Annotated in this window: 26 protein-coding genes and 2 riboswitches; of the genes, 7 read left to right on the forward strand and 19 right to left on the reverse strand. The window is 46.7% G+C overall.

The window, feature by feature from the left end; all coding sequences use genetic code 11:
• Positions 1 to 26: 26 nt before the first annotated feature.
• A riboswitch (SAM riboswitch) is annotated at positions 27 to 131 on the reverse strand.
• 116 nt (positions 132 to 247) lie between these two features.
• The 3 genes from V1498_RS15430 to V1498_RS15440 all read right to left on the reverse strand — a co-directional run bounded on the left by V1498_RS15430 (position 248) and on the right by V1498_RS15440 (position 3,845).
• Entirely contained in the window at positions 248 to 1,942 is a 1,695-nt protein-coding gene (locus V1498_RS15430; protein WP_409294572.1) for a M3 family oligoendopeptidase, read from the reverse strand.
• 339 nt (positions 1,943 to 2,281) lie between these two features.
• Positions 2,282 to 3,172: an SH3 domain-containing protein gene (locus V1498_RS15435; RefSeq protein ID WP_409294573.1), complete on the reverse strand. Its 891-nt coding sequence runs from the start codon at positions 3,170 to 3,172 to the stop codon at positions 2,282 to 2,284.
• A 514-nt stretch (positions 3,173 to 3,686) separates the two neighbouring features.
• Entirely contained in the window at positions 3,687 to 3,845 is a 159-nt protein-coding gene (locus tag V1498_RS15440; RefSeq protein ID WP_409294574.1) for a hypothetical protein, read from the reverse strand.
• Between the two features lie 7 nt (positions 3,846 to 3,852).
• Between V1498_RS15440 and V1498_RS15445 the strand changes: the two genes are divergently transcribed.
• The 3 genes from V1498_RS15445 to V1498_RS15455 all read left to right on the forward strand — a co-directional run bounded on the left by V1498_RS15445 (position 3,853) and on the right by V1498_RS15455 (position 5,087).
• Positions 3,853 to 4,224 (forward strand): lipase family protein, encoded by a 372-nt coding sequence (locus V1498_RS15445; RefSeq protein WP_409294575.1) that lies wholly within the window; start codon positions 3,853 to 3,855, stop codon positions 4,222 to 4,224.
• A 78-nt stretch (positions 4,225 to 4,302) separates the two neighbouring features.
• Positions 4,303 to 4,791 (forward strand): hypothetical protein, encoded by a 489-nt coding sequence (locus V1498_RS15450; RefSeq protein ID WP_409294576.1) that lies wholly within the window; start codon positions 4,303 to 4,305, stop codon positions 4,789 to 4,791.
• On the forward strand, positions 4,788 to 5,087 hold the full coding sequence (locus tag V1498_RS15455) for a hypothetical protein (protein ID WP_409294577.1): 300 nt from the start codon (positions 4,788 to 4,790) through the stop codon (positions 5,085 to 5,087). Before V1498_RS15450 ends, V1498_RS15455 begins: the two co-directional genes overlap by 4 nt.
• A 201-nt stretch (positions 5,088 to 5,288) precedes the next feature.
• On the opposite strand, the gene V1498_RS15460 is transcribed toward V1498_RS15455, so the two are convergent.
• Positions 5,289 to 5,729, reverse strand: a complete 441-nt coding sequence (locus V1498_RS15460) for a MarR family winged helix-turn-helix transcriptional regulator (RefSeq protein WP_409294578.1) — start codon at positions 5,727 to 5,729, stop codon at positions 5,289 to 5,291.
• 185 nt (positions 5,730 to 5,914) lie between these two features.
• Between V1498_RS15460 and V1498_RS15465 the strand changes: the two genes are divergently transcribed.
• Positions 5,915 to 7,132 carry an MFS transporter gene (locus V1498_RS15465; protein WP_409294579.1) on the forward strand — a complete coding sequence of 406 codons (1,218 nt, stop codon included), beginning with the start codon at positions 5,915 to 5,917 and terminating at the stop codon, positions 7,130 to 7,132.
• A 460-nt stretch (positions 7,133 to 7,592) separates the two neighbouring features.
• Here V1498_RS15465 and V1498_RS15470 read toward each other — a convergent pair whose 3' ends face one another.
• The 9 genes from V1498_RS15470 to V1498_RS15510 all read right to left on the reverse strand — a co-directional run bounded on the left by V1498_RS15470 (position 7,593) and on the right by V1498_RS15510 (position 16,546).
• On the reverse strand, positions 7,593 to 8,123 hold the full coding sequence (locus V1498_RS15470) for a chromate transporter (RefSeq protein WP_409299309.1): 531 nt from the start codon (positions 8,121 to 8,123) through the stop codon (positions 7,593 to 7,595).
• Positions 8,123 to 8,710: a chromate transporter gene (locus V1498_RS15475; protein WP_409294580.1), complete on the reverse strand. Its 588-nt coding sequence runs from the start codon at positions 8,708 to 8,710 to the stop codon at positions 8,123 to 8,125. The genes V1498_RS15470 and V1498_RS15475 overlap by 1 nt, the downstream gene beginning before the upstream one ends.
• 34 nt (positions 8,711 to 8,744) lie before the next feature.
• Positions 8,745 to 10,358: a gamma-glutamyltransferase gene (ggt, locus tag V1498_RS15480; protein WP_409294581.1), complete on the reverse strand. Its 1,614-nt coding sequence runs from the start codon at positions 10,356 to 10,358 to the stop codon at positions 8,745 to 8,747.
• Between the two features lie 118 nt (positions 10,359 to 10,476).
• Positions 10,477 to 11,460: an ABC transporter ATP-binding protein gene (locus tag V1498_RS15485; RefSeq protein ID WP_409294582.1), complete on the reverse strand. Its 984-nt coding sequence runs from the start codon at positions 11,458 to 11,460 to the stop codon at positions 10,477 to 10,479.
• The gene (locus tag V1498_RS15490; protein ID WP_409294583.1) at positions 11,423 to 12,430 is read right to left on the reverse strand and encodes an ABC transporter ATP-binding protein; all 1,008 of its coding nucleotides are present in this window, start codon (positions 12,428 to 12,430) and stop codon (positions 11,423 to 11,425) included. Before V1498_RS15490 ends, V1498_RS15485 begins: the two co-directional genes overlap by 38 nt.
• Before the next feature lie 7 nt (positions 12,431 to 12,437).
• Positions 12,438 to 13,976 carry an ABC transporter substrate-binding protein gene (locus V1498_RS15495; protein WP_409294584.1) on the reverse strand — a complete coding sequence of 513 codons (1,539 nt, stop codon included), beginning with the start codon at positions 13,974 to 13,976 and terminating at the stop codon, positions 12,438 to 12,440.
• An 18-nt stretch (positions 13,977 to 13,994) separates the two neighbouring features.
• Positions 13,995 to 14,828, reverse strand: coding sequence for an ABC transporter permease (locus V1498_RS15500; RefSeq protein ID WP_409299311.1), 834 nt, complete (start codon positions 14,826 to 14,828; stop codon positions 13,995 to 13,997).
• Between the two features lie 79 nt (positions 14,829 to 14,907).
• On the reverse strand, positions 14,908 to 15,849 hold the full coding sequence (gene nikB / locus V1498_RS15505) for a nickel ABC transporter permease (protein WP_409294585.1): 942 nt from the start codon (positions 15,847 to 15,849) through the stop codon (positions 14,908 to 14,910).
• Between the two features lie 247 nt (positions 15,850 to 16,096).
• Positions 16,097 to 16,546: an Lrp/AsnC family transcriptional regulator gene (locus tag V1498_RS15510; RefSeq protein WP_409291964.1), complete on the reverse strand. Its 450-nt coding sequence runs from the start codon at positions 16,544 to 16,546 to the stop codon at positions 16,097 to 16,099.
• A 341-nt stretch (positions 16,547 to 16,887) separates the two neighbouring features.
• Between V1498_RS15510 and V1498_RS15515 the strand changes: the two genes are divergently transcribed.
• On the forward strand, positions 16,888 to 17,616 hold the full coding sequence (locus V1498_RS15515) for a ZIP family metal transporter (protein ID WP_409294586.1): 729 nt from the start codon (positions 16,888 to 16,890) through the stop codon (positions 17,614 to 17,616).
• Positions 17,617 to 17,707: 91 nt separating this feature from the next.
• On the opposite strand, the gene V1498_RS15520 is transcribed toward V1498_RS15515, so the two are convergent.
• On the reverse strand, positions 17,708 to 17,878 hold the full coding sequence (locus tag V1498_RS15520) for a Spo0E family sporulation regulatory protein-aspartic acid phosphatase (RefSeq protein WP_409299312.1): 171 nt from the start codon (positions 17,876 to 17,878) through the stop codon (positions 17,708 to 17,710).
• Between the two features lie 226 nt (positions 17,879 to 18,104).
• Here V1498_RS15520 and V1498_RS15525 point away from each other — a divergent pair, with 226 nt between their 5' ends.
• The gene (locus V1498_RS15525) at positions 18,105 to 18,521 is read left to right on the forward strand and encodes a YkvA family protein (protein WP_409294587.1); all 417 of its coding nucleotides are present in this window, start codon (positions 18,105 to 18,107) and stop codon (positions 18,519 to 18,521) included.
• 39 nt (positions 18,522 to 18,560) lie between these two features.
• Here the strand turns inward: V1498_RS15525 and V1498_RS15530 are convergent, their stop codons facing one another.
• From V1498_RS15530 to V1498_RS15550, 5 genes are all read right to left on the reverse strand, one after another.
• Complete coding sequence (locus V1498_RS15530) at positions 18,561 to 19,094, reverse strand: 1,2-dihydroxy-3-keto-5-methylthiopentene dioxygenase (protein ID WP_409294588.1); 534 nt, start codon at positions 19,092 to 19,094, stop codon at positions 18,561 to 18,563.
• A gap of 16 nt (positions 19,095 to 19,110) precedes the next feature.
• Positions 19,111 to 19,737, reverse strand: a complete 627-nt coding sequence (locus tag V1498_RS15535) for a methylthioribulose 1-phosphate dehydratase (protein ID WP_409294589.1) — start codon at positions 19,735 to 19,737, stop codon at positions 19,111 to 19,113.
• Positions 19,737 to 20,396 carry a 2-hydroxy-3-keto-5-methylthiopentenyl-1-phosphate phosphatase gene (locus tag V1498_RS15540; RefSeq protein ID WP_409294590.1) on the reverse strand — a complete coding sequence of 220 codons (660 nt, stop codon included), beginning with the start codon at positions 20,394 to 20,396 and terminating at the stop codon, positions 19,737 to 19,739. The genes V1498_RS15535 and V1498_RS15540 overlap by 1 nt, the downstream gene beginning before the upstream one ends.
• 3 nt (positions 20,397 to 20,399) lie before the next feature.
• Positions 20,400 to 21,638 carry a 2,3-diketo-5-methylthiopentyl-1-phosphate enolase gene (mtnW, locus tag V1498_RS15545; RefSeq protein WP_409294591.1) on the reverse strand — a complete coding sequence of 413 codons (1,239 nt, stop codon included), beginning with the start codon at positions 21,636 to 21,638 and terminating at the stop codon, positions 20,400 to 20,402.
• A gap of 85 nt (positions 21,639 to 21,723) precedes the next feature.
• Positions 21,724 to 21,880: riboswitch (SAM riboswitch) on the reverse strand.
• A 125-nt stretch (positions 21,881 to 22,005) separates the two neighbouring features.
• Positions 22,006 to 23,181, reverse strand: coding sequence for a pyridoxal phosphate-dependent aminotransferase (locus V1498_RS15550; RefSeq protein ID WP_409294592.1), 1,176 nt, complete (start codon positions 23,179 to 23,181; stop codon positions 22,006 to 22,008).
• Between the two features lie 102 nt (positions 23,182 to 23,283).
• Between V1498_RS15550 and V1498_RS15555 the strand changes: the two genes are divergently transcribed.
• Entirely contained in the window at positions 23,284 to 24,069 is a 786-nt protein-coding gene (locus V1498_RS15555; RefSeq protein WP_409294593.1) for a carbon-nitrogen family hydrolase, read from the forward strand.
• The last annotated feature ends 69 nt before the right edge of the window (positions 24,070 to 24,138 follow it).

Raw genomic sequence — 24,138 nt, forward strand, 5'->3', positions numbered from 1 at the left:
TAATAAATATACAAGCTTCTGTCTCTTCCTTATCTCCCAGGCATCAAAGCCTGCTGGAATTGGCACAGTATTCATAAGAATCCGCTGCCGAGGTATCATAGGGCCAGTCCCTCCACCTCTCTGGATAAGAAAAATCTATTTATTCAGTTTTGAGTGTGTTTTTTGAATTGAGTATAATTTTACTTCCGCTATTTGGATCTGTCAACAGTTTTTATCCACGAATTTTTACAATGTGGAATTTTTCGGCTTATAACTGTGTATCATCAACAGAATTAAGCCACTCTGAAATAACCCCTGTCACCGATTCTACGGTTCCGTCATCGAACGGGGATTTTAAATTGGCTTCGTTTACGAGGCCAAGGAACGACTGGCTTCCGCCAAGGCTGCAAAGATGGAGATAATCCTTCCATGCTTCCTGTTCGTTTTCCCTTGAACGCTTCCAGAATTGAAACGCACAGATCTGGGCAAGCGTATAGTCGATATAATAAAATGGCGTGCTGTAAATATGCCCTTGACGCTGCCAGAAACCCCCTTCCTCAAGATACTCCATTCCATCATAGTCCCGGTGAGGAAGATACTTTTCTTCAAGCCTTCTCCAGGCAGCTTTTCTTTCTGCCGGGGAAGCTTCAGGATTTTCATAGACGAAATGCTGGAATTCATCTACCGCCACTCCGTACGGAAGAAACAGCAGAGACTCGCTCAAATGTGTAAATTTATATTTATCGCTGTCTTCCTTGAAGAAATGCTCCATCCAAGGCCATGTCAAAAACTCCATGCTCATGGAATGGATCTCACATGCTTCATAAGTTGGCCATGTATATTCAGGAACCTCGAAATCCCTGCTCATATACACCTGGAAGGCATGTCCGGCTTCGTGTGTGAGGACATCAATATCCCCTGAGGTGCCGGTGAAATTCGAGAAGATAAACGGCGCCCGGTAGTTATGAACATATGTGCAATAACCTCCGCCGGCTTTCCCTTTTTTGGCCACAAGATCCATTAGGCCGTCATTAATCATCATATTGAAGAATTCATCTGTTTCCGGTGAAAGTTCAGAATACATCTTCCTGCCGTTTTCAATGATCCAATCCGGACTTCCTTTAGGGTTCGCATTGCCGGTCTTGAACTTGAAGCTTTCATCATAAAACTTCAGGCTGTCAACACCGATCCGGTCTGCCTGGCGCTTTTTCAGCTGTGTGGCAAGCGGGACGATGAACTCAGCTACCTGGGAGCGGAAATTCGCGACCATCTCTGCGTTATAATCAGTCCGGCTCATCCTGTAATAGCCAAGTTCCACAAAGTTCTCATAGCCCAGTTTTTTAGCCGTTTCCGTCCGAACCTTTACAAGCTCATCATAAATTTCATCCAGTTTTTCGGCGTGCTCGACCATGAATCCATTCCGGGCCTCATTCGCCCTCCTTCTCATATCGCGGTCCTCTGACTCCGCAAAAGGCTGGAGCTGGATCAATGTCCTTTCTTCACCTTCAAACATGATCTTTGCAGAAGCCATAAGCTGCTTGTATTCGGTAGCCAGCTTATTTTCTTTTTGCAGAAGGGGAATGATCTCTGGTGAAAATGTCTTCAGCTGAGACTCGGCAAGGGCAAAAAGCTGCCTGCCCCACTGCGCTTCAAGCTCGCTTCGGAAAGAGGAGGAAGTAAGTGCCTTATAATAATCTGATATATATTCTTCAAGCTCCGGTGCCATTTCATCGAGATAATCCTGTTCTGCCTTATAGTACTCATCCTCCGTATCAATCGTATGGCGGATATAACAAATGTTTACCATAGTGTCCACATCGCCGCGGATCTCATTGATCTGCTGCATGATTTTATTCTGCTCCCCAGCAGAGCCCGCTTCCTTGAACCCGTTGATATACTCCCCGAGTTTTGCCTTTACCTCTTCCATATCCGGGCGCTTATATTCATATTGTTCAAATTTCATCCATTCACACTTCCTTCTATGTATTCCATACATTATTCTGCTTTTGGATTTAAAAATCCTCTTAATTATAGAAAAGTATTTCCAATGGCGGCCTTCCCTGTAAGGATGGAAATTACGTCCTGTGCTATAGCACAACTCTGGCTGGATAGTTGTCCAGGGCAGCAGCATTAGTGCATTCTTCAGGATATTTTGAAAATACTGTTCTACTTTAAAACTATACGATTAATCTACTGCTGGCGCCTATCATTCAGTCAGTGTTCACTCTTATGTAATTGTATTGTCCTACAGAAACAAGATGCAAAAAGCCCGCAGAACTGTTGTCTGCATGACTATTCAGCATCAATATTTATTAAGGTCTTGTGTAGCTGTCATAATAATAACTGGTTTCTTGCTAGGATCTAACCATTTCATAACAGAAACTACATTTGACTCAGCTGTTGCTACACATCCAAGAGTATAGCTGCTTCCAACATGAAAGAAAATAGCACTACCTGCTCCTGGTACTCGCGCAGTATTATAATCAATTACAAATCCATTAGTATATAGTCTATGGTTCATATTTTCAGCACTTTTCCACTGGCCTTGTGTTTTCCTTCTAGATTGCCAAGTGTTATAAAGCTTAGAATTAGAATCATCTACCCATACGTCATCACTTGTAATTTTTCTAAAAGGCATTTTTGTTCCTGGATTACCTTTTTGTCCAAATGTTGTACGAATTGTATATTTGCCTGCTGGAGTTTTAGCATCTCCTTCTTTTCCTTTACCAATTCCCTTTTTGCCTACATATCCTCGAACTGACATTTTCTGAACCCATTTTCCATTAGAGTCTTTTTCAAATGTCTTAATACCCGCTGCTGTAGTTGTATATCCATTTGTTGTAACAAGAATCAGTTGTTTATTTGCACCAACTGTCTTGAGTCCATTTGCTAGATTACCTGCTGGTTTTGGAGATACAGATGGAGTTGAAGCAAGATATTTACCGGAAGCCCAACCTGTTTTACCATTAGCTGCAATTTTCTTCCAAGACCCGCTTGTTCCAGATACAACAACTGCTTGGTTCATTTTAATTACTGCAACAACTTTATGTTCTGTACTGGGACCACTCCGAACATTTAGAGCACTGGCTGTTACATATTTTGTCTCACCTCCAGCTGAAACTGGATTTAACGATACGAACATTGAAAATAGAATGACCAGAGCTGTTAAAATGGCTAGAATCTTTTTTGACATTGAAGCATTCCTCCTACTATTTGTTGTTTCATGGGTTGATTATTATATTCTTTTTGGACCTATTACATCTAGAATAGATTCTTTTTCTGCCGGTCCGATATCTTTAAAAGTAAAAGAACCATCTTTGTTTTGATAGTTTTTAACATTTTAAATATGGCAGAGTCCTTTAACACGTTCCTTGCCATTAGAGTTGAAAGGATAGACATATCTCATACCCGTTTCTCCTCTTTTTTCCCTCCTTGTTCCTCCAGTTAGAAAACATAAAAAGTGTAAAAGTCAATAAGAGTATCTTTTTCTTAATTTTACCAATTCCTTGGACTGTTTTATATACCTATTATTATGGTAAATGGTGGATGATTATTGAGTTCAATCGATGCGTATTGTATACCTATTTTAATTTCTGAAAGCAACATATAATGGCCATTTTGTTCAGACAGAGCGCCTTGTTTTCCTGGCTTCCATGTGCTTTTTGTACATAAAAAGACAGGGTGTCCCCCCTGCCATTTGGAAAATACTATTTTGATTCGTTAATAGGTCTAATATCTTTCGTATAACCTACTCCCATCACGTCATAATCGTCCCCGACATTGATCGTTACATTTAATTCATTTTCTTTGTCTGCTTTATCGTATCCATCCACATCCACGAGTCCCATTGGACGTGTAACTAACAAAAATCTTGTGACTCATGTCGGCAACGGCTTCGACGCAGAAGTGTACAAGCACAAGAATCAAGTTGCATTCAGAGGAGGATCTAAGGGAGTCAAGGATTATGTTGAAGATGTAGAGTATATCGCCAACACAAAAGCTGGGTACGGTGATGTCAGTAAAATAATAAACGGGAAAAAGAGCCAGTTTCTTAGTGCAGATCAGCTCGTAAAGGACGTAAAAGACGAATACAAAGACAAAAATGTAACGATCAGTGTGACCGGACACTCACTCGGTGGAGCATTGGCCGGATACACGGCAGCAAGACACAATCTGGAAGGTGTGACCTATAATGCGCGCCGAGTGTCGTCCATCTTTTGCCGGATCAGATGCAAAAAAAGGTGAAGGATGGGGACTTTGATCAGCAAATTGTTCACTATGTGAACCCAAAAGGTTCAATAGGCGCTGGTGCATTCAACCCTTATGAACGGCATATCGGCTCCACTTATTATATCGGCACCACCTTTAAAACTGGAAAACAGCGGCACAAATGCCGTAGGACGTTTTATGGATTCCATTACAGGGCCCAAGAATCACAACATGAAATACTTTGAATTTGATGCACTGGGCAATCTCGACAACTCATTTATGACAAATGCTTTGACCGGAGAAGCGTTGTATCATTCGCCCCGAGAAGGTATCGAGACGGCAACCATTGACCTGACTCCCCAAAACCTTGGTGATTTATCGAATAAGATATTGGAAGCCGCAAAAGGCGTGGAAGAAGCTACAACTAATTTTAAAATGGCCGCAGATTCATTAGATAATATTAGAATCTACTCTTCCCTTCACAACACAGTCCTGATCGAGGCTCATTTATTTTACAGCTGGTTTGATCAACAAACCAATGAAATGGCCAATGATATGAAAAATGCTAAGAACTTATTTGTAAAGGCGGATAAGCTGCCATGATGACAACTAAAAAATTGGAAGAACTCTATGCAGAGCTTTCGGACCTACAATCAGTTGAATCAGCACAAAACACGTTTGTGGCACAGCTGCGCACAGAACATGCCACTATAAAAGATGTAATGGCGCTTTCTTCTTCCTGGCGTTCTGGCCAAGGGTTTGAAGCTTTCAGTGAAGAAGCCGAACAATACTTCCAAGACTTCTCTTCTTCTATAAATTTCTTGCAGGGATTCATAGCGGATATCAAGGCTGCCATTGTAGGTATAGAGGCCCAAATTCAACAAGCCTTAAAGAATTAAGAGATATGGGCGATTATAAGAGTGAAGTTTATACGGATTGATTAGGAGTTGAAGCACTTACAAATAAGTGCTTTTATTATTTAAGCAGGTTTCCAGGACCTGCCCAGAAGACTGCTGAACATTTTCCATTCTAGTAAGGAAACTTACTCGTCCACAACTCCATAAACACAAAAAAAGCCCTCAGGCGGGCTTCTAAGTGAATCAGCGGGAAGCGGCATGCTTGCCCAATTTCTTGAGGATATCGATGGCTGCCTGTTTTTCTTCCGGATCGAGGACGCTGACAAGTTCGTCTATGCCTTCTTCGTGTTCAGGGAAGACAGATTCGATAAAGGATTTGCCTTTCTCGGTAATCTGGGCATAGGTTACCCGTCTGTCTTTTTTACAGGCCACACGGACCAAAAAGTCCTTTTGTTCAAGCTTGTCCACCACATAAGTAATGCTTCCGCTCGCAAGCAGGATTTTTCCGCCTATCTGCTGGAGAGGCTGATCGCCCTTGTGATACAGCAGCTCGAGGACGGCAAATTCCGTCGGGTTCAGTCCCTGGGCAGCGATATGTTTATTAACATGATCATTTATGGCACGATGGGCCCTTGACAGAACAATGAATAATTTAAGCGATTGCTGAATGCTTTCCTGGCTCATGCATTTCACCGCCTTATCATTTTGATTAAAATTTGGATATCTTGAATTCAAGACTTATTATAAGAAATTTGGCTCCCTTTGTCAAACAGCTTAAATTCTGAGCTTGCTGTCTTCACCTTGTGGGAGATTTGTTTTATAATTTATCCAAATACTTAATCAAGTAAATAAAAAGTTAGGAGTCTATTATGAACCTCGCTGCCACAGCAAAAAAAAACGTTCCATCCCAGCAGCCCGCCTTCAAGGTGCTGTTGATCCTGGGCTTGTGCCATCTATTGAATGATACGCTTCAATCGGTGGTTCCCGCCATGTTTCCCATTCTCGCAAAATCCATGGCTCTTTCTTATACACAGCTGGGCATCATCGCTTTTGCCCTGAATATTACGTCATCGCTCCTGCAGCCTGCAGTGGGATGGTATACCGATAAAAAGCCTATGCCCTATGCCCTTCCCGCCGGGCTGACAAGCACACTCCTTGGAATTGTGCTGCTTGCTGTTGTCAGGGATTACTCCCTGATCATCCTTTCCGTCCTTTTGATCGGGATCGGTTCTGCGGTTTTTCATCCGGAAGGATCCAGGGTTGCATTCCTGGCAGCCGGTTCAAAACGGGGTCTTGCCCAGGCCATCTATCAGGTGGGAGGCAATACCGGACAGGCCCTGGCGCCGCTGATCACGGCACTCGTGCTTGTTCCGCTCGGCCAGATTGGCGGTCTGTGGTTTGCGCTCGTTGCTCTTGCGGCTGTATTTCTCTTGTTTTACATTGCCGGCTGGTATACAAATGCGCTTGGTGCGTATCGGAAAAAAATGAAGGCTCGCGGAGCCGGAGGCCGGCCGCTGACAAGGAAAATCTGGATTTCTCTTTCCATCCTGTTATTTCTTATTTTCGCCCGTTCCTGGTATATATCAGGAATGACGAATTTCTACGCTTTCTATTTGATAGAAAAGTATTCTTTCAGCATAAGAGAGTCACAGGTTTATATTTTCGCGTTCCTTGCGGCCGGAGCGTTTGGCACGTTCTTCGGCGGCCCGCTTGCCGACAGATTCGGAAAAAGGAATGTTATTCTCTTTTCCATCCTTGGCAGCAGCCCCCTTACCATCCTGATTCCTTATGTGCCTGCTCCTCTTGCGATCATCCTGTTATTGCTGACCGGCTTTGTTCTTATGGCTAGCTTCAGTGTAATGGTCGTGTATGCACAGGAACTGGTCCCGGGAAAAGTAGGCACAATGGCCGGCCTGACAGTGGGCCTTGCCTTCGGAATGGGCGCCATCGGCTCAGTGGCTCTCGGGTCCTTGTCTGACCAGTTCGGCTTGCTGCCTACAATTGAGTGGGTCGGCATGCTTCCGCTGTTCGGAATCCTGGCACTGATGCTGCCTTCGGACCGGCTGCTTGAAAGCTGGAATAAATAAAAGCAAAGGGAGCTGTCTTATCAGCTCCAAAAACAGTGCCCGGGATTTTTCCCGGGCTTTGCTGTGTACATATAATAAGAAAGCAGCTGGCTGTTCCGTTCCAGAGAATTGCAAGTAAATGAGTCAGTTCCGCAAGTAAATCTGCCGATTCCGCAAGTAAAACTGCCTAATCCGCAAGTAAGATGAAGGTTTCGGCAAGTAAAGGTCTCAGTGCCGCAAGTAAAGTGCTAGGCACATAGTGTTAAAAGCTTCTCGTATCGGAATAAATGAGTCCTTATGATTAAAAAACAGGCTGCAGAAGTGAAATAGAGCAAAAATCTGAGTCAAAACGCACAGAAAATGTGTAAAAAGCTTAATATTATCTCTTTCGACGGTCCGCACCATCCCTGTACCTTTTCATAACAAAAATGGATGCCCCAAACTCCCGGGACATCCTCTTTTTTTCTTCACTAAATCCTGTTCAAGCAAGAAATACCGCACCATACCCCAGCGCTCCAACAATAACAAAAGCGGGATGCACCTTTAGCTTTTCCATCAGGATAAAGCTTGCTGCGCATAGCAAAACAGTCTGCAGAACGCCGATGTCCAGATACGAGCCCTTGAAAAATTGAAAGGCCATGACGGCAAGCATGATGGCAATCGCCGGTCTGACAAATAACGTCATCTTTTTGACGCGCGGGGAATCCTTGAATTTGTATAGCAAGCTTAAGAGTGCAATCAGCAGAATAAGAGAAGGGGCGACAGTGGAAAAAACACCGGTAATGGCCCCCAATATTCCGCCCTGCTGATATCCTATATACCCCGCCATCTTGGTAGCAATCGGGCCCGGCAGAGAGTTGCCGAATGCGAGGACCTCACTGAATTCTTTGACAGTGAGCCAGTTATATCTGTCCACCACTTCATTTTCAATCAGCGGGATTGAAGACGGCCCGCCGCCGTACCCAAGGATTCCCGGGATGAAAAACGCAAGGAAAATCTTCCACTGTATCATCATACCGTCTTCCTTTCCGATGCAGCAACCTCTTCACTGGCTGCTGCCCTCTGCTTTTTTACAGGAGAAAATACCGCCCAGGCAAGCAGTCCTGCGATCAGGAAGCCGGGATGGAGGCCCAGTACTTCCATGGCGATGAGGCTTGCTGTGATCAGGACAAGATTGAGCTTCCAGCCCAGCCCCTTTTCCCCGTTCTTATAAAACTGCCAGGTCAGGACTGCGAGCATGACACCCACCACCGGGACAACTGCCTTAGTCATTCCGAGCACCCAGGGCTTATCCTTATAAGCGGACAGTGACGAGAGCAGTACAATCATCAGGAGGATGGTCGGAATGACAGAAGCAGCCAGGGCATTTAACAGCCCAAGGATCCCTGCAGTCCGGTAGCCGATATACCCGGCCATCTTGGTTGCAATCGGTCCGGGAAGAGTGTTGGCAAGTGCCAGGATATCGCCAAACTCTTCATCATCCAGCCACTTGTACTTTTCTACTACTTCCTTATGGACGAGCGGGATGGAGGAAGGGCCGCCGCCGTAGCCCAGCATGCCCACCCTGAAGAAAGCCATGAATATCTGTATATGTTTCATGATTATCAGATCCTTTGATGTTCATTTATAAGGCTTACCAGACAGCAACGGCTCCATCAGTCCTTGGCTCGGTCCCACCATGGAGCACGCCGGTTTCCGGGTTGCGCCAGATAATCTGGCCCCGGCCGAAGCTGCCTGAGTCTGCCGCTGTTTTTATAATATGGCCTTTCCGGATAAGCGAATCGACGATATGCTGAGGTACCGTTCTTTCAACTTCTATCGTTCTCCCTTCCAGCCACTGCCATCTGGGTGCATCAAGTGCAGCCTGTGGATTCAGGTGAAAGTCAAGCGTATTCATGATAACCTGCACATGGCCCTGCGGCTGCATATAGCCGCCCATCACTCCGAATGGGCCCACAGGTACGCCGCCCTTCGTCAAAAATCCCGGGATGATGGTGTGATATGTCTGTTTGGAGGGCTCAAGGCTGTTTGCATGGTCCTTCTCCAGGGAGAAATCGGCTCCGCGATTTTGCAGCGCAAGTCCTGTGCCGGGGATAACAATCCCTGATCCGAAACCCATATAATTGGACTGGATGAAAGAAACCATATTTCCTTCTGAATCAGCGGACGACAAGTAAACGGTACCCCCGGATGGCGGTGTTCCCGGCAGAGGCTCTAATGCTGTGCTGCCGATCAGCCGGCTCCGTTCATCGGCATAGCCCTCGCTTAGCAGCTGTTCGACAGAGACGCTCATTTTGTCCTCTTGTGTGATATACTTCTTGCCATCACTGAAGGCAAGCTTCATTGCTTCAATCTGCTTATGATACGTATCGGCGCATTCCTTTTCAGCAAAATCGAATTTTTTCAGGATATTGAGTGCCATTAAAGCAATCATTCCCTGCCCGTTCGGCGGGATTTCCCACACATCATATCCCCGGTAATTGACACTGACGGGATTTACCCATCGGGGCTTGAATGCCTGCAGGTCTTCTTTTCTGATAAAGCCGCCATGCTCTCTTGAAAAAGCATCAATCTGTTCGGCAAGCTTTCCGGAATACAGGGATTCTGCTCCGGTTTCACCAATTTCCCTTAAAGTTGCAGCATGGGCAGGCGACTTCCAGATGTCTCCGGGAGCCGGCGCTTTCCCTCCCGGCAGGAAGGTTTCAAACCAGGATTCAAATTCGGGCCCTTTCAGCGCCTGCTTAAAAGCGGCGGCCGCCCTGTTCCAATACTTGGCCAGCACGGGGGAGACGGGATACCCATTCTCCGCATAGTCAATGGCAGGCTCCAGCACCTCTGACAACGGAAGCTTTCCAAAACGCCTGGAAAGCTCTGCCCATGCACCGGGGGCACCGGGAACAGTAACGGGGACCAGCCCAAACTTCGGCATCTTTTCATATCCCATTGCCTTCACTTTATCACTGCTTATGGACGCGGGTGATTGGCCGCTTGCATTCAGGCCGTACAATTCCCCCTTGGTCCAGATGATGGCAAAGGCGTCGCCTCCTATCCCGTTTGAGGTTGGCTCAACAACAGTCAGGCAGGCAGCGGCAGCGATTGCCGCATCAATCGCATTCCCTCCCCTTTTTAATATATCCAGGCCTGCCTGGGCTGCCAGAGGCTGGCTTGTCGCTACCATCCCGTTCCTGCCTATGGTTTCCATTCTCTGGGAAGTGTATGGATAGTGTAAAGAATCGTTATCAGCCATAATGGTCTCCTTTTTTTCATATTCAATCATGATGCTTAAGCCCTTTGCTCTAATGAAAGAAGCAGAGGGAGCCTTTATAAGGCCGCTCCGCTTCTTTTTACTTACAGGGTTCTCTTCCCTATTTATGATGACAGGCGATAAAATGGCCTTCTTCTATTTCGCGCCACTGAGGCCTCACAAGCTTGCACTGTTCAGTGGCAAGCGGACAGCGTGTATGGAATGCACAGCCGGCAGGGGGATCGGTGGGACTTGGCAGATCTCCTGTCAGGCGGATGCGTTCCCTCCTTTTACCTACGACCGGCCTCGGGATGGCTGATAAGAGGGCTTCTGTATAAGGATGGACTGGATTTGTGTACAGCTTCTCAACCGGTGCCAGCTCGACCATCTGGCCAAGATACATAACGAGGACCCGGCTGCAAAGGTGGCGGACCACCCCTAAGTCATGCGAAACGAACATATAAGTGAGGCCATGTTTTTCCTGGAGGTCCTGAAGCAGCTTGATCACTTGTGCCTGAACGGAAACATCAAGGGCCGACACCGGCTCATCACAGACGATGAAAGACGGGTTTATGGAAATGGCCCTGGCAATTCCAATCCTCTGGCGCTGGCCGCCGGAAAATTCATGTGGATACCGGCCATAGTGTTCTTCCTTTAAACCCACTTCCCTTAGGAGCTCAAGGACTTTTTCCCTTCTCTCATCCGGACTGAGTTTTGTGTGGATTAAAAGTGCCTCTTCAATGGCATCTCCAATCCTTTGCTTGGGGTTCAGAGAAGCATACGGATCCTGGAAGATCATCTGCATTTCACGTTTGTACGGCTTCAGCTGCCGGGCTGTCTTTTCTGACAAGTCATCGCCCTTAAACTTCATTTTTCCTTCCGTTGCTTTTTCCAGCCCAAGGATCGTGCGGCCAAGCGTGGATTTTCCGCACCCGGACTCACCGACCACCCCTAATGTTTCTCCTTCATAGATATCAAGGGAAATGCCGTCGACTGCTTTTACATGGCTTTTTACACGCTTTAGGATCCCGCCTTTGATAGGATAATGCTTTTTTATATTGTCCAGGCTATACAGCACTTGTTGGCTTGTAGTTTGTGTACTCATGACCTTCCTCCTCATGAAGCCAGCACCTTACCGAATGGCCATTTGACCCTTGTGTGACATCCGGCGGCTGGACCTTGCATTTTTCCATGGCATAGGGACAGCGTGGATGGAACCGGCATCCGCTGATCTGTTCATTCAAGCTTGGCAGCGAACCCGGAATCGGATTCAGGCTGAAATCAGGATCATCGACATTTGGCACAGATGAGAGCAGCCCTTTCGTATACGGATGTTTTGGTTCTGTGAATATTTCCTCCACCGGGCCTTCCTCAATAATCTCACCTGCATACATGACAATCACCCTGTCTGCCGTCTCTGCCACTACCCCCATATCATGCGTGATCATGATGACACTTGTTTCAAATTCGTCTTTCAGGTCATTCAGCAGATCGAGGATCTGCGCCTGGATGGTGACATCCAGTGCGGTCGTAGGTTCGTCTGCAATCAGCAGCTTAGGATTGCAGGCTAGTGCTATGGCAATCATCACACGCTGGCGCATGCCTCCTGACAGCTCGTGGGGATATTGCTTCATCCTTTTTTCAGGAAGCGGGATGCCGACCTGGCGCAGGAGTTCCACCCCCTGCTGGATTGCAGCTTTTTTAGATAATTTCCGGTGGATCATGAGCGGCTCACACAGCTGGAAACCGATGGTGAACGTGGGGTTTAAGGCTGTCATCGGCTCCTGAAAAATCATGGAGATTTCGTTCCCCCGGATTTTCCTCATCCTGTCGCTATCCAGCTTCAGCAGGTTTTCACCCTTGAACTCGATTTTCCCCTGGGAGCTTGCATTTCCCGCAAGAAGTCCCATGATGGAAAGGGCAGTGATGCTTTTGCCGCATCCAGACTCCCCTACAATGCATAGTGTCTCTCCCTTTTGTAATGAAAAGGAGATTCCGCGGACGGCAGAAACTTCACCGCCCCCGGTTTTGAATGTAGTCACCAGATTTTCAATCTCCAAGATTTTCTCGGCCATACTATCCCTACTTTCTTTCCGCGTTGTATAGACTCCATTGGCCGGTAGGCTCCAGATTGATGCCCTTTACGGATTTATCAGCAGCTATCGATGCAACTCCATGGTAAATAGGGATGACTGGAAGGTCTGAAAGCACAAGCTCGTTAGCCTGTTTCAGGAATTTTTTCCGTTCGTTCTGGTCAACTGTTGAACGGGAAGCTTCAATTAATTTATCGAGCTCCGGGTTCTTATATCGGCCTACATTGGTTGAGCCTGCATTTTTCGAATGAAGTCTAGGGAATAGCAGTTCACTGCCATCACCCGTCACATTTGACCAGCCTGCAACAGTAAGATCAAATTTGCCGTTCTGTGAGGCTTCGAGGTATGTGCCCCATTCAAGAGTTTCAATCTTGGCTTTGATTCCCGCTTCCGCGAGCTGGGCCTGGAACACTTCAGCCATATTCATGTAGCCGGCCGTATTTGCGGCAAGCAGTGTGATTTGCTGCTTGTCAAAGCCGTTTGCTTTAACAATCTCTTTCGCTTTTTCAGGGTCATACTGTATAGCTTTTTGCTCTGATGACTTGTCATATCCGAATAGCTCGGGACCGATGAATGAGCCGGATTCCACTCCAAGCCCGCGCAGTTTTTTTACATAGCCCTTTGTATCAATGGCATATGCTGCGGCTTTTCGGAATTCAGGATTATTCATAGGCGCCTTATCCATATTGAAGGCCATGTAATAGACTGGTGTACCTGGTTTCTTTTCAATGCCTGCGCTCTTTATTTTTTCTACACGGGGCAGTAATTCAGCGGTAACATTATCAAGGAAATTCACCTTGCCTGTCTGCAGCATTGAAACAGCCGTAGTAATCTCAGGCACTACTTTGAATGTGACTTTTTTCAGTTTCGGGGCTTTCTGCCAGTAGTCTTTGTTAGCCTGGAGCACAATGTCCTCTCCATTTTCCTTGGCCTTGAATTTGAATGGTCCTGTACCGACCGGATTCTTCATCAAATCCTGCTTTTTATCAGCTGTCGGGCTGACAATGGCAGCATTGGAATGTGTCAGGGCTGCAAGCATTGGTCCGTACGGATTTTTGGTCTTCAGGATTACTGTTTTTGCATCCTTTACTTCTATTGATTTAATCGGCTCCAGAAGCGAGGCGCGCGGAGCGGCGGTTTTGGGATCTTTAATTTTATCGAACGTGTATTTTACAGCCTCTGCGTTAAAGTCTGTTCCATCCTGGAATTTGATTCCATCTTTCAAGGTAATGACCCAGGTGTTGGGGTCCGGATTGTCAGCCTTTTCGGCAAGGAGTCCTTTTATTTCATTCGTCTTGGAATCCCGGTAAAACAGAGTTTCATAGATTTGTTCATTTACAGCAGAAGAGACTGAATCATTAGTCAGGATCGGGGAGAGCCCTACGACTTTTGAGGTGGTTGCATAGGTGATTTCCTGGGCATCTTTCCCGCTTCCGCTTTGACCTGATGACGATTTGCTGCTGCATCCTGCTAAAGTTAATACCAAAACGAAAAGTAAGGCCGGCCATTTAGTCAAAAGTTTACGCATATTTATTCCTCCTGAATTTTAGTTATCTACATTCATGCCTGGATCGAGTGCATCACGCAGGGCATCCCCAACCACATTGAAGGCAAAAACCACAAGCATGATGGCAATTCCCGGGATGACGATCATATGCGGCGAAGTCCACATAAAATCCTGTCCTGCCGAAATCATCGCCCCCCACTCCGGAGTCGGCGGCTGTGCCCCAAGCCCCAAAAAGCTGAGCGAGGCAGTTGACAGAATCGCGGTTGCCATCCTCATGGTGGCGAATACGATGATCGGCGCCATGCAATTGGGCAGCACATGCTTGATTAAGATTCTGGTGTCGCTTGCACCGAGCGATTTCATGGCCAGTATGTATTCCTGTTTCTTGATTGAAAGAACACTGCCGCGGACAATCCTTGCACATGTCGGTATCGACCAGATACTGATGGCAATGATGACATTAACCAGGCTCGTGCCAAGAATCGCAATGACCAGCATGGCAAGCAGGATTCCTGGAAAGGCAAATAATAAATCTACAATTCTCATAATAATTCCATCTAATCTCCGGTAATAGCCCGATATCAATCCAAGGGCAATTCCACCTGCCAGGCCGAGTGCGACTGCGCCTATTCCGACAATCAGAGAAATCCTGGCTCCGTAGACGAGCCTGCTCCACATATCGCGCCCATAATTATCTGTCCCAAGCCAGTGGCCGCTTGTACCGACTCCCAGTTCTGCCATTGCCAGATCTTGTTTCACAGGATCATGAACAACAAAGGCCGGTGCGAAGACAGCGAGGATGACCTGTGCCAAAATGATGATGAGGCCCACCGCAGCCACTTTGTTCTTTAAAAGTTTTTTCATTATTTTCATGAAGGCCGCGTCCTTTTTTTTCGCTGGCAGGACGACAGCTGCTTCACTGACTGTTTCTGCTCTCATAGCACTGCCCCCCTTACTCAAAACTGATGCGCGGATCAATGAACGCATACACTAAATCCACTGCCAGGTTGACTAAAACAAATAGTGTTGCGACTAAAAGAACGGCCCCCTGCACCATCGGGAAATCTCTTGCAGCGATAGATTCAATCATCAGCCTGCCTACCCCGTTTATAGCAAAGACCTGTTCGGTGATAATCGTCCCCCCAAGCAAAAATCCGAAATTAAGGCCGATGACCGTTATCACAGGTATCATCGCATTCCGGAGACAATGGACAAGAACGACTGTCCTTTCTTTCACACCCTTTGCCCTGGCTGTCCTGACATAATCTGCCCGGATCACCTCAAGCATGGCCGAACGGCTCATTCTGGCTATCATCGCGGCTGAACTTGTCCCCAATGTGATCGCAGGCAGGGCCAGCTGCTTCATTCCTTCGATCGTCCAAAATGGTTCGGTAAGTCCCCCGACAGGGAACCATTGAAGATTGACCGCAAATACAAGGATCAGGATTGCCCCCAGCCAGAAGTTTGGGATTGAAATCCCTGCCAGAGAGACAACCGTTGCGGCTCCGTCAAACCAGGAATTATGCTTAAGTGCTGAAATGATTCCCGCCGTGACTCCAATGACGACAGCGACAATGATGCTTGCTATGGCTAGATTGAGTGTATTCGGGAACCTGCTCAATAAGGCTTCGGAAACGGATTCCTTTGTTTGGAAGGAGAAACCAAAATCCCCCTGTACCACTCCTTTTAAATAATCCACATATTGAACCAATATAGGCTTGTTTAGCCCCAGGTTCTCCCGGATGCCTTCAATATCCTCCTTGGTGGCTGTCGGTCCCCCGATGATATTGGCCGGATCCCCCGGGGCAATATGCATGCTCATGAAGACGATGAAGGAAATTCCAAGGAGCAGCAGCAGCAATTGAAGAAATCTTCTGACAATTAGACCCAGCAATTCTTTCCCTCCTTTTGAAATGAAAGCGCATTCCAATAATTTGTTTAATTCCTTTGTTTGGTTCCGTTTGTTAATCAAAAGATATAAGTTGTTTAACAATGGAAACCAATAATGGTATTTTTTGATTTTAATATATATTCTGACAAATTGCTAGTGGGAAAATGTAATTAATTTTAATAATCGTATAACTACGTAAAAAAGCCCCAGATAAAATTATCGGGGGTTTGCATTCATTTTACTAATTTCTTTACAGCCTTAAACCTGTCCTGCTTTTGAACCGCCTCAGCATAATCTGGCTCTCCACTCTGCTGATCCCTTCCACCGCATAAAGTTCATTATTGATGAACTTCTCCAGGGAAGCAAAGTCCTCCACGAGGACATGCATATGTAGGGTGCTTGGTCCTGTCATCTGGTAGCAGCTGGCTACACTGGGATTGTTGGCAAGATTCTCAGCCACCGATACCAGGAAAGCCGGTTCACAATCCACCTCAAAGAAGGCAGATACCTTTTTTCCGACAGCTTCGGAATTTATCACAACACTGAATTTTTCAATAACTCCGTTTTCCTCCATCCGGTTGACTCTTTCCCTTACCGCTACCCTGGAAAGGCTTAATTCCTTTCCGATTTCAGCATAGGACATCCTTCCATTATTGGATAGCAGGCTAAGGATATTCCGGTCTGTTTCATCGATTTTCAAAAAGTTCACCACCTGAAAATTGCACTTGTAACACTTATTTTAATCAGAATGGATTTGAAAATTCAATATATTTTATAAAGTAAACTTTTTGGGAGAAGCCGCCAAATAGTATATACTGACTAGGACATTCCTTTAGAAGTCTGTTCAAAGCCTGATTGGCGATATATGATATAAGTAGAAATTCTCACAGAAACAAACATGGGTTTTTACTCGCAACTGATGCATGGAAAGGAACCACCTGGCTGCTGGAAACCTTATGACACATGCAGCTCCGCCCCTTTTCCACAGAAAATGGCAGCACTGATCAATAAAATAAAGCACCCTATAAGAAGGAGAACAAGATGACAGAAGTATTACTGGGAAGTATTTTATCCGCGATGTCCACCGGTGCCGGAGCGCTGTTGATTTTATTTCTTCCTGGCTCCATCACCCATAAGTGGAGAGATGTAATTTTAGCGCTTACAGCGGGGATCATGATGGCCGCCTGCATGTTCGGCCTGATTCCCCAGGCCATGGATACCGGCGGATTCACCGCTTTGACCAGCGGTATGTTCCTCGGGGTCGGTGCCCTGAACCTTTTAGAAAAAAACATACCACACATAGATTTGCAGCACTCCAGAAGCGGCATTGAGTTTGATCAGAAAGCTCTATTAATCATATCGGCTATCACTCTTCACAATATCCCGGAAGGACTCTCTGTCGGGGTAAGCTATGCCTCGGATGTTGAAGGAACGGGAAACCTGATCGCACTGGCAATCGGTCTGCAGAATGCTCCGGAAGGCTTATTAGTCGCCCTATTTCTGGTTAACCAGAAAATTGACAGATTCAGGGCTTTTATTATTGCCACTCTGACCGGCGCCATTGAAATCGTGACGGGACTGCTCGGCTACAGTCTCACAGCCTATCTTGATTTCCTTGTACCCTATGGCCTTGCCTTTGCTTCGGGTGCTATGCTGTTCATTATCTATAAGGAACTTATCCCCGAAAGCCATGGGGACGGTAATGAAACCTTGTCAACTTATGCATTTATCGCGGGGCTTATCTTCATGCTGCTATTATTGCAGATATAAGTTTCAAGGCACGTGAAAGCCCTCCGCTTTTTGGCTGGAGGGCTTTCTCCTGTGCTTAAAACCATTGGCAGATATACATACTGCAACTGGTCTATACATTGAAACGCTCCATGGGTGTGAAAGCGAGATATTCATTGATCAGCTTGTCCAATTCCTGGCTGCTTTTAATCGTCTGTTCGTGGGTCAATCCATAATCTTCTGCCGTGATAATTAATTCACTGCGTTTAATCCGGATAACTTCCTGTAAGTTTTTAAGGGGCATGGACTCCATGATTTCACATACTTCCTTTTGAAAAATGGTATTATACTATAGCATTATGGCCAGTTCCCTCCTCTTTGTAAAGGGAATCGCAATACTAGACAAAAGATGCTAAAAAAGGGTATAAAACTACAACCTTTCATAGGGCTGCAGTGGAGATACAGCTCTCTTTCAAGCTGTTTGCCCGAACGTACTTTGTGGTAAAGGAGCCAAAAAGAAGGTGGGAAGCATGCTTAGAAAATGGTTTTTCACAAAAATCGCTTACCGGATGTTCAGGACCCAGGCAGACAAAATCGCCGGTGATCGAGGCAGAAGCAGTACTCTAATGAAAAGGGCGGCCGGAAAAGCAGCAAAAAACGAGACTGCCTTAAAGAGTGTCTGGCAAAGGCTGCAGCTCCTGATGGAGATGGCCAAAGCCTGGGCAGCGGGAGATTACAGGCGGATTCCATACCGGTCGCTCATCATCATCCTGATTGGGATTATTTATTTTGTCTCACCGCTTGATTTTATTCCAGATTTCCTTTTAGGCTTCGGTTTGATGGACGACATCGCAGTCCTGGGCTTTGTGCTTTCCCAGCTGGATTATGACATCAAGCAATACCTGGAATGGAAAAAAACAGGGACAGAAAATACGGTAGTAAAATAATAAAAGGCTTTCCCGGAGCAGTCCCGGGAAAGCCTTTTATTAAGCCTGCAGCTGTTCTTTATCGTAGATTGGCACCCAGCCTTCACTTGTGACAAAGATGCGCACCGCTACTACTTTGCGGTCTTCCTGAAGGGTAAAGTAATGGCGGGTGTTGACAGGGACACTGATTAAATCTCCGGGATTCAGGTTAACATCAAACCAAACTCCATCCTTTCCTTCAATCGCAAAGATTCCATGGCCGCTGACGATGAAGCGGACCTCGTCATCTGTGTGATGATGCTCCTGCTTGAAGTTAGCAAGAAGCTGGTCGAGATTTGGATTGGCATCAGAGAGGGAAATAACGTCCTGGGCCTGATAGCCGCGGCGTGCGGATATATCAGCAATTTCCTCAGCAAAGCTATCGAGGATTCCCGCTTTTTCTTCATCATTCAAATCAAATTTTTCCCTTAGGGAATTGGGCAGCTTATTGATATCCCATTCCTCGTAAATGACTCCCTGTTCTTCAAGGAAGTTAATCACCTGTTCGCGGTTTTCAATGGTTTCTTCTGTTTGTTGGATGTAGATCGTTGCCATGTTCTTTCCTCCTTGTTCATTTTTGGTTTACTGCAAAGGCTGCTTTGCTTTGAAGCAGCAACAGTTCATATCGGAATAAAAATTCTGCAGCCTCGAGCAGCTTTTTAGCTTCAAAGCCTGTTTTGCCCCAAACTGTAATGCCATGGCGGCGGATCAGTGCCACACCAGAATCGCCTTCTATGTGGGGAATTAATTCTTCTGTCAGTGCAGGGATATCTGCATGGTTGAAGATGATAGGAATTCTTAACTCAGCATCCTGCTCCCATTTCCCAAATGCCTTGATAATTTCCTGTCCTGTGAAGGAAATGCTCCCCGAATCTCCATGCAGTTCAGAAATCACATTATTTTCCGCTGTATGTACATGCAGGATGCAGCCCGCTTCTGTCCGCTGGTATATCGCTGCATGGAGCAGGGTTTCAGCGGACGGCCTAAGGGCGGTCTCTTCTGCCGCACGTCCGTATTCATCCACGAGGAGGAAATCGTCAGGAGTCCGTTTCCGCTTATCTTTTCCACTTGCCGTTACCAGAAAACGATTGCCAGCCACCCGGATGGAGAGATTGCCGCTCGTGCCCATGAACCAGTCACGGGCAGCCAGCTCGTCTTTTATGTCAGCCAGTTCTTCCCACTTCTCACGATAATCCACTATACAGCTGCCCCCAATTCTATGGCCACTATTTCCATGCAGTCATAAAAGGTTGTAAAAGGATGATAGGGAATACCTTCTTCCGCACATCTTTCACTGAGATAATCCCTTGCTATGACAAGGTCAGCAATCTTTGCTGCTTCAAGGTCTGTTATGGAGTCGCCAATCACAATCTTAAATTCCTTTTCCGAAGCAATGCTCCTCATGATGCTGGGTTTGCAGCAGCCGCAAGCCTTAGAACAGGAACTGTCACAGCTGTGCGGCCATTCTACCTCAATATAATCCTTTTTAAAGCTGGCGCGGTTACAGTAGACCCCAGCAATCCCATTGAAGGGTTTAAGCATAGGCTCTACAAAGAAATCGATGCCTCCGCTGACCACATAGAAGGGGATGTTCTGCTCTTTTGCAAAGCCTGTAAATTCCCGGAACCCGGGCCTGATGACAGCGTTTGATTCCACAAAGCGGATGATTTCATCCTTCTTGCTGCTTTCCAGCAGAGAAAACATCTTCCCCACTCCTTCAGAGATGCTGATTTTCTTATTCAGGACCGCATCTGCCAAGTCACGCCATCCTTCAGGGCCGAATTCCTTCATCAATGAAATGATATTGTCCGATTCTGTAATAGTTCCGTCAAAATCACAAAAAATGATTGGTCTCATAGCCTACCTTGGGACACCTCCCCACAATTCAAGCGCCTTCCTGAGTTCAGGATGTTCTTCGGAATAATTCAGGAGGCCGCTCCCGCTCAAGACTCCATCTACTGCCTGCCTGAAGGCTCTGCCGCCTCCCCTGGCCCCATCCGGATGCCCATGAATGCCGCCGCCGGCATTGATGACACTGTCCACCCCAAAATCTGAAATCAAATCCGGGACCATGCCTGGGTGTATGCCTGCCGATGGTACAGGGAATGCCTTTTTCCAGTGTGCATCTTCAGAGACCAGGTTTCTGCTGATGCCGAGTGCATCCTCTCTTGGAATGGCTACACTTCCATATGGTGAAGGAAACAGCGAGAAGTCAGCGCCGGCAGTTCGGACCAATGTCCCGAGCAGCAGCGGATTTCCCACTCCAAAGATTCCAGAAGCTGTAAGTCCTCCGCTGAAGGCAGGGTGGGCCATGAGCGGAAGCCCGATTTCAGGATCCTCCCGCAAAGCCTGAAGCACATCAAGTCCATATGAAAATACGTTGAACAACAGGGCATCTGCCCCTGCTTCAGCCGCTTTCCTTGCTTTGTCCTTAAGATCGAAGGTCCGCCCGGTCAGATTGACAGCATATAATGTCTTATGCCCGGTCTCTTCATAAATCGAATTTAAGAGATTCCGGCTCAATTGGATTCTTTTACTGAAAGGTGTAAGCGGATTATCGAAAAGGATTTCATCATCCTTGACTACATCTACACCGCCAAGTGCCTGTTCCTTCAGCTGATCCTCCAGGTATGTTTGGTCTTTTCCAAGAACTCCCTTGAAAATGCTCATGACAAGCGGACGGTCCTTCACACCGAGTTTTTCCCTGATGCCACAGGTCCCAAAACGCGGCCCTGGAAAAGCGGCCTTCAGGGTGCCTTCAAAACTCAGGTCGATGAGCCTGATTGCCCCGTCCAGTGAGAGCTTTCCAAAAACGGTTGTCAGGATGGCCGGCAGGTCGCTCGAAAAGTTTGCTGCTGGATAAGCGATCTTGATCAATGACCGCTTTGTGGGTTTTCCGAAATATCCGTTCGCAGCCTCTGAATCTTCAATCTCTGAGACAGATATTACTCTGCCCTTATGTTTTTTCAGCTGTTCCTTTTCAAGCTGGGGCAATCCTGTCCAAGTCCCCACTGTGAGACCCAGGGCAATCCCTTCAGCTTTCTTCTCTGCCTCTATGCTCGATTCATGGACCAGGTAGGCTGCAATCACTTCGCTCATAAAATCTCTCCTTAGACGTGCCAGCATGCTATTTTGCCAGAAAAATAAATAAAGCCCCTTCATAAGAAGAGGCAGTGACACCAGCTTCTTATCTCTCAGCCAAAGGCTGCAAGAATTAGCACCGTGCTCTAAGGAATTTTCATCCCGGCGCAGGAAAAATCCTGCGCCCCATTTCACAATGGAATTACAGTCGGTTGCCGGGCTTCATCGGGCTAGTTCCCTCCACCTGCTCAAAATAAGAATATGATATATAAAATTAATGAGCGGATAAAATCCGCTGCGTTATGTCGGATTCATGTATCCTTAAACAATTAGGATTATGCCAGTAAATTTGTCTCCTGTCAATCCCAATTAACAAATAATTTAATCATTTAAAAATATTCAGGCTCTTGATCCGCTCTACAGCCTCAGCCAGTCTTTCCTCAGAGGCCAGCAGGCCGGCCCTTACATAGCCCTCTCCATACGTCCCAAAACCGATGCCGGGCGCAACTGCCACATGGGCTTCTTCAAGCAGCAGATTGGCAAATTGTTCAGATGTATACCCTTCCGGCACCTTAAGCCAGGCAAAAAAGGAACCAGCCGGCGCACTCACATCCCACCCAAGCTTCTGCAATCCGCCGACAAAAACCTTCATGCGCGACTCATACATGCCAAGGAGCTCATCCACGCACTGCTGGGAAGAAAGAAGCGCTTCCGCTGCTGCTTCCTGCACGGCTGGAAACAGACTCACATACAGATGGTCCTGCAGCAGTTCAACGGCTTCAATCACACTGCGGTTTCCGACTGCGAAGCCGACTCTCCAGCCCGCCATATTATAGGTTTTCGACAGTGTATAAATTTCAATGCCCACATCTTTTGATCCGTCACACTGCATAAAGCTCAGCGGCTTTTTCCCATCAAAGCCAATGGCACCATATGCAAAGTCATGAACGATGCAGAGGCTGTTCTTCTTTGCGAGCTCGATTGTATCGTCAAAAAAGGCTCTGTCAGCTACAGCACCTGTGGGATTATTCGGGTAATTCAAGAACATCATACCCGCACTATCCAGAACTTCCGGACTCAGTTTATCGTAATCTGGCAGAAAATTATTTTCCTCGAGCAGCGGCATATATTCCATCCTCACTTTGGCCATAGCCGCACCAGACCAATAATCAGGGTAGCCCGGATCCGGAACCAGGATTGTACCGCCGGGATTCAGGAGGCATTGCGGAAGTTCCACAAGCCCGGCTTTTCCTCCGAACAGAATCGCGATTTCCGATTTAGGATCAAGGTCCACCCCATATTCCCTTTTATAAAATGCTGCCGCCGCCTCCTTGAGGTACGGATATCCCTGAAAGGGAGAATATTTATGGTTAACAGGGACAGCCGCTGCCTTCTGCAGCCTATGTACGATATGTGAGGGCGTCGGCATGTCCGGGTTGCCCTGCCCAAGATTGATGACATCATGCCCTTTTGCCGTGATTGCCCCGACTTTTGCAACAAGAGATGCAAAAAACTGCGTTGGCAGAGACTTCAATAAATCGGATTTTTCAAAATGAAGCATCTCAAACACCTTCTCTGAAATTTCTTGAAATTCTAATCACAAATGATATATCGTTAACATGAGATTGTAAAGATAATCTGACGCTAAACAGAGGTGTTTAACTTGAAATGGAAAATTGCCTGTATTCAGATGGACATTGCCTTTGGCAATCCGGACGAAAATTATAAAAAAGCTGAACTCCTTTTGGCTGAAGCAGCCAAAAGCAGTCCAGACGCTGTGGTCCTGCCTGAACTGTGGACTACGGGCTACGATTTGACCCGGCTTGACTCCATTGCAGACGACCGGGCAGAGACCACTCTCTCCTTTCTGAAAAATTGTGCCCTCAAGCATGGATTTCATATCATCGGCGGCTCTGTTGCCAAGAGGACAGAAGATGGTGTCTACAACACCCTTCTTGTTGTTGATAAAAACGGCCAGGAAATAAAGCAATACAGCAAGCTGCACTTATTTCAGCTGATGGACGAACATCACTATCTGCAGCCTGGCAGCAGTGATGGGCATTTCGTGCTTGATGGCACATCCTGTGCAGGCTTTATCTGCTATGACATCCGTTTCCCTGAGTGGATGCGTACGCATGCGGCTGATGGCGCTGAAATCTTATTCGTCGCGGCAGAATGGCCGGCGCCGAGGATTCAGCACTGGAAAAGCCTCCTGATCAGCAGAGCGATTGAAAATCAGGCTTATGTGGTAGCGGTCAACCGATCCGGCTCCGATCCGAAGAATGCATTCGGCGGCTGTTCGTTAATCATAGACCCGTGGGGAGAAATACTTGAAGAGGGCGGACAGGGCGAACAGATTCTCTCCGCTGAACTGGATCTTGCCAAGGTTCAGGAAGTCCGGGGGATGATTCCCGTCTTCCAGGACAGAAGAACTGAATTTTACAAATGATTTTCTTTTTTTACTAAAAATGGTTGACAAAATATTTTCAAAATTGTTATGATTCACAACGAGCCAGAC

Origin of the sequence: Paraperibacillus marinus (assembly GCF_046237605.1) — a bacterium.
GTDB classification, from domain to species: domain Bacteria; phylum Bacillota; class Bacilli; order Bacillales; family DSM-1321; genus Paraperibacillus; species Paraperibacillus marinus.

Bases quoted from the DNA above. Each gene is read 5' to 3' on its own strand.
- V1498_RS15485 (WP_409294582.1), bottom strand. From the start codon at position 11,460: ATGAGTACACAAACTACAAGCCAACAAGTGCTGTATAGCCTGGACAAT.
- V1498_RS15520 (WP_409299312.1), bottom strand. From the start codon at position 17,878: ATGCCCCTTAAAAACTTACAGGAAGTTATCCGGATTAAACGCAGTGAA.
- V1498_RS15515 (WP_409294586.1), top strand. From the start codon at position 16,888: ATGACAGAAGTATTACTGGGAAGTATTTTATCCGCGATGTCCACCGGT.
- V1498_RS15490 (WP_409294583.1), bottom strand. From the start codon at position 12,430: ATGGCCGAGAAAATCTTGGAGATTGAAAATCTGGTGACTACATTCAAA.
- V1498_RS15430 (WP_409294572.1), bottom strand. From the start codon at position 1,942: ATGAAATTTGAACAATATGAATATAAGCGCCCGGATATGGAAGAGGTA.
- V1498_RS15455 (WP_409294577.1), top strand. From the start codon at position 4,788: ATGATGACAACTAAAAAATTGGAAGAACTCTATGCAGAGCTTTCGGAC.
- V1498_RS15465 (WP_409294579.1), top strand. From the start codon at position 5,915: ATGAACCTCGCTGCCACAGCAAAAAAAAACGTTCCATCCCAGCAGCCC.
- V1498_RS15475 (WP_409294580.1), bottom strand. From the start codon at position 8,710: ATGAAACATATACAGATATTCATGGCTTTCTTCAGGGTGGGCATGCTG.
- V1498_RS15540 (WP_409294590.1), bottom strand. From the start codon at position 20,396: ATGAGACCAATCATTTTTTGTGATTTTGACGGAACTATTACAGAATCG.
- V1498_RS15435 (WP_409294573.1), bottom strand. From the start codon at position 3,172: ATGTCAAAAAAGATTCTAGCCATTTTAACAGCTCTGGTCATTCTATTT.
- ggt (WP_409294581.1), bottom strand. From the start codon at position 10,358: ATGGCTGATAACGATTCTTTACACTATCCATACACTTCCCAGAGAATG.
- V1498_RS15530 (WP_409294588.1), bottom strand. From the start codon at position 19,094: ATGGCAACGATCTACATCCAACAAACAGAAGAAACCATTGAAAACCGC.
- V1498_RS15450 (WP_409294576.1), top strand. From the start codon at position 4,303: ATGAACGGCATATCGGCTCCACTTATTATATCGGCACCACCTTTAAAA.
- V1498_RS15460 (WP_409294578.1), bottom strand. From the start codon at position 5,729: ATGAGCCAGGAAAGCATTCAGCAATCGCTTAAATTATTCATTGTTCTG.
- V1498_RS15525 (WP_409294587.1), top strand. From the start codon at position 18,105: ATGCTTAGAAAATGGTTTTTCACAAAAATCGCTTACCGGATGTTCAGG.
- V1498_RS15550 (WP_409294592.1), bottom strand. From the start codon at position 23,181: ATGCTTCATTTTGAAAAATCCGATTTATTGAAGTCTCTGCCAACGCAG.
- V1498_RS15495 (WP_409294584.1), bottom strand. From the start codon at position 13,976: ATGCGTAAACTTTTGACTAAATGGCCGGCCTTACTTTTCGTTTTGGTA.
- mtnW (WP_409294591.1), bottom strand. From the start codon at position 21,638: ATGAGCGAAGTGATTGCAGCCTACCTGGTCCATGAATCGAGCATAGAG.
- V1498_RS15500 (WP_409299311.1), bottom strand. From the start codon at position 14,828: ATGAAAATAATGAAAAAACTTTTAAAGAACAAAGTGGCTGCGGTGGGC.
- V1498_RS15470 (WP_409299309.1), bottom strand. From the start codon at position 8,123: ATGATACAGTGGAAGATTTTCCTTGCGTTTTTCATCCCGGGAATCCTT.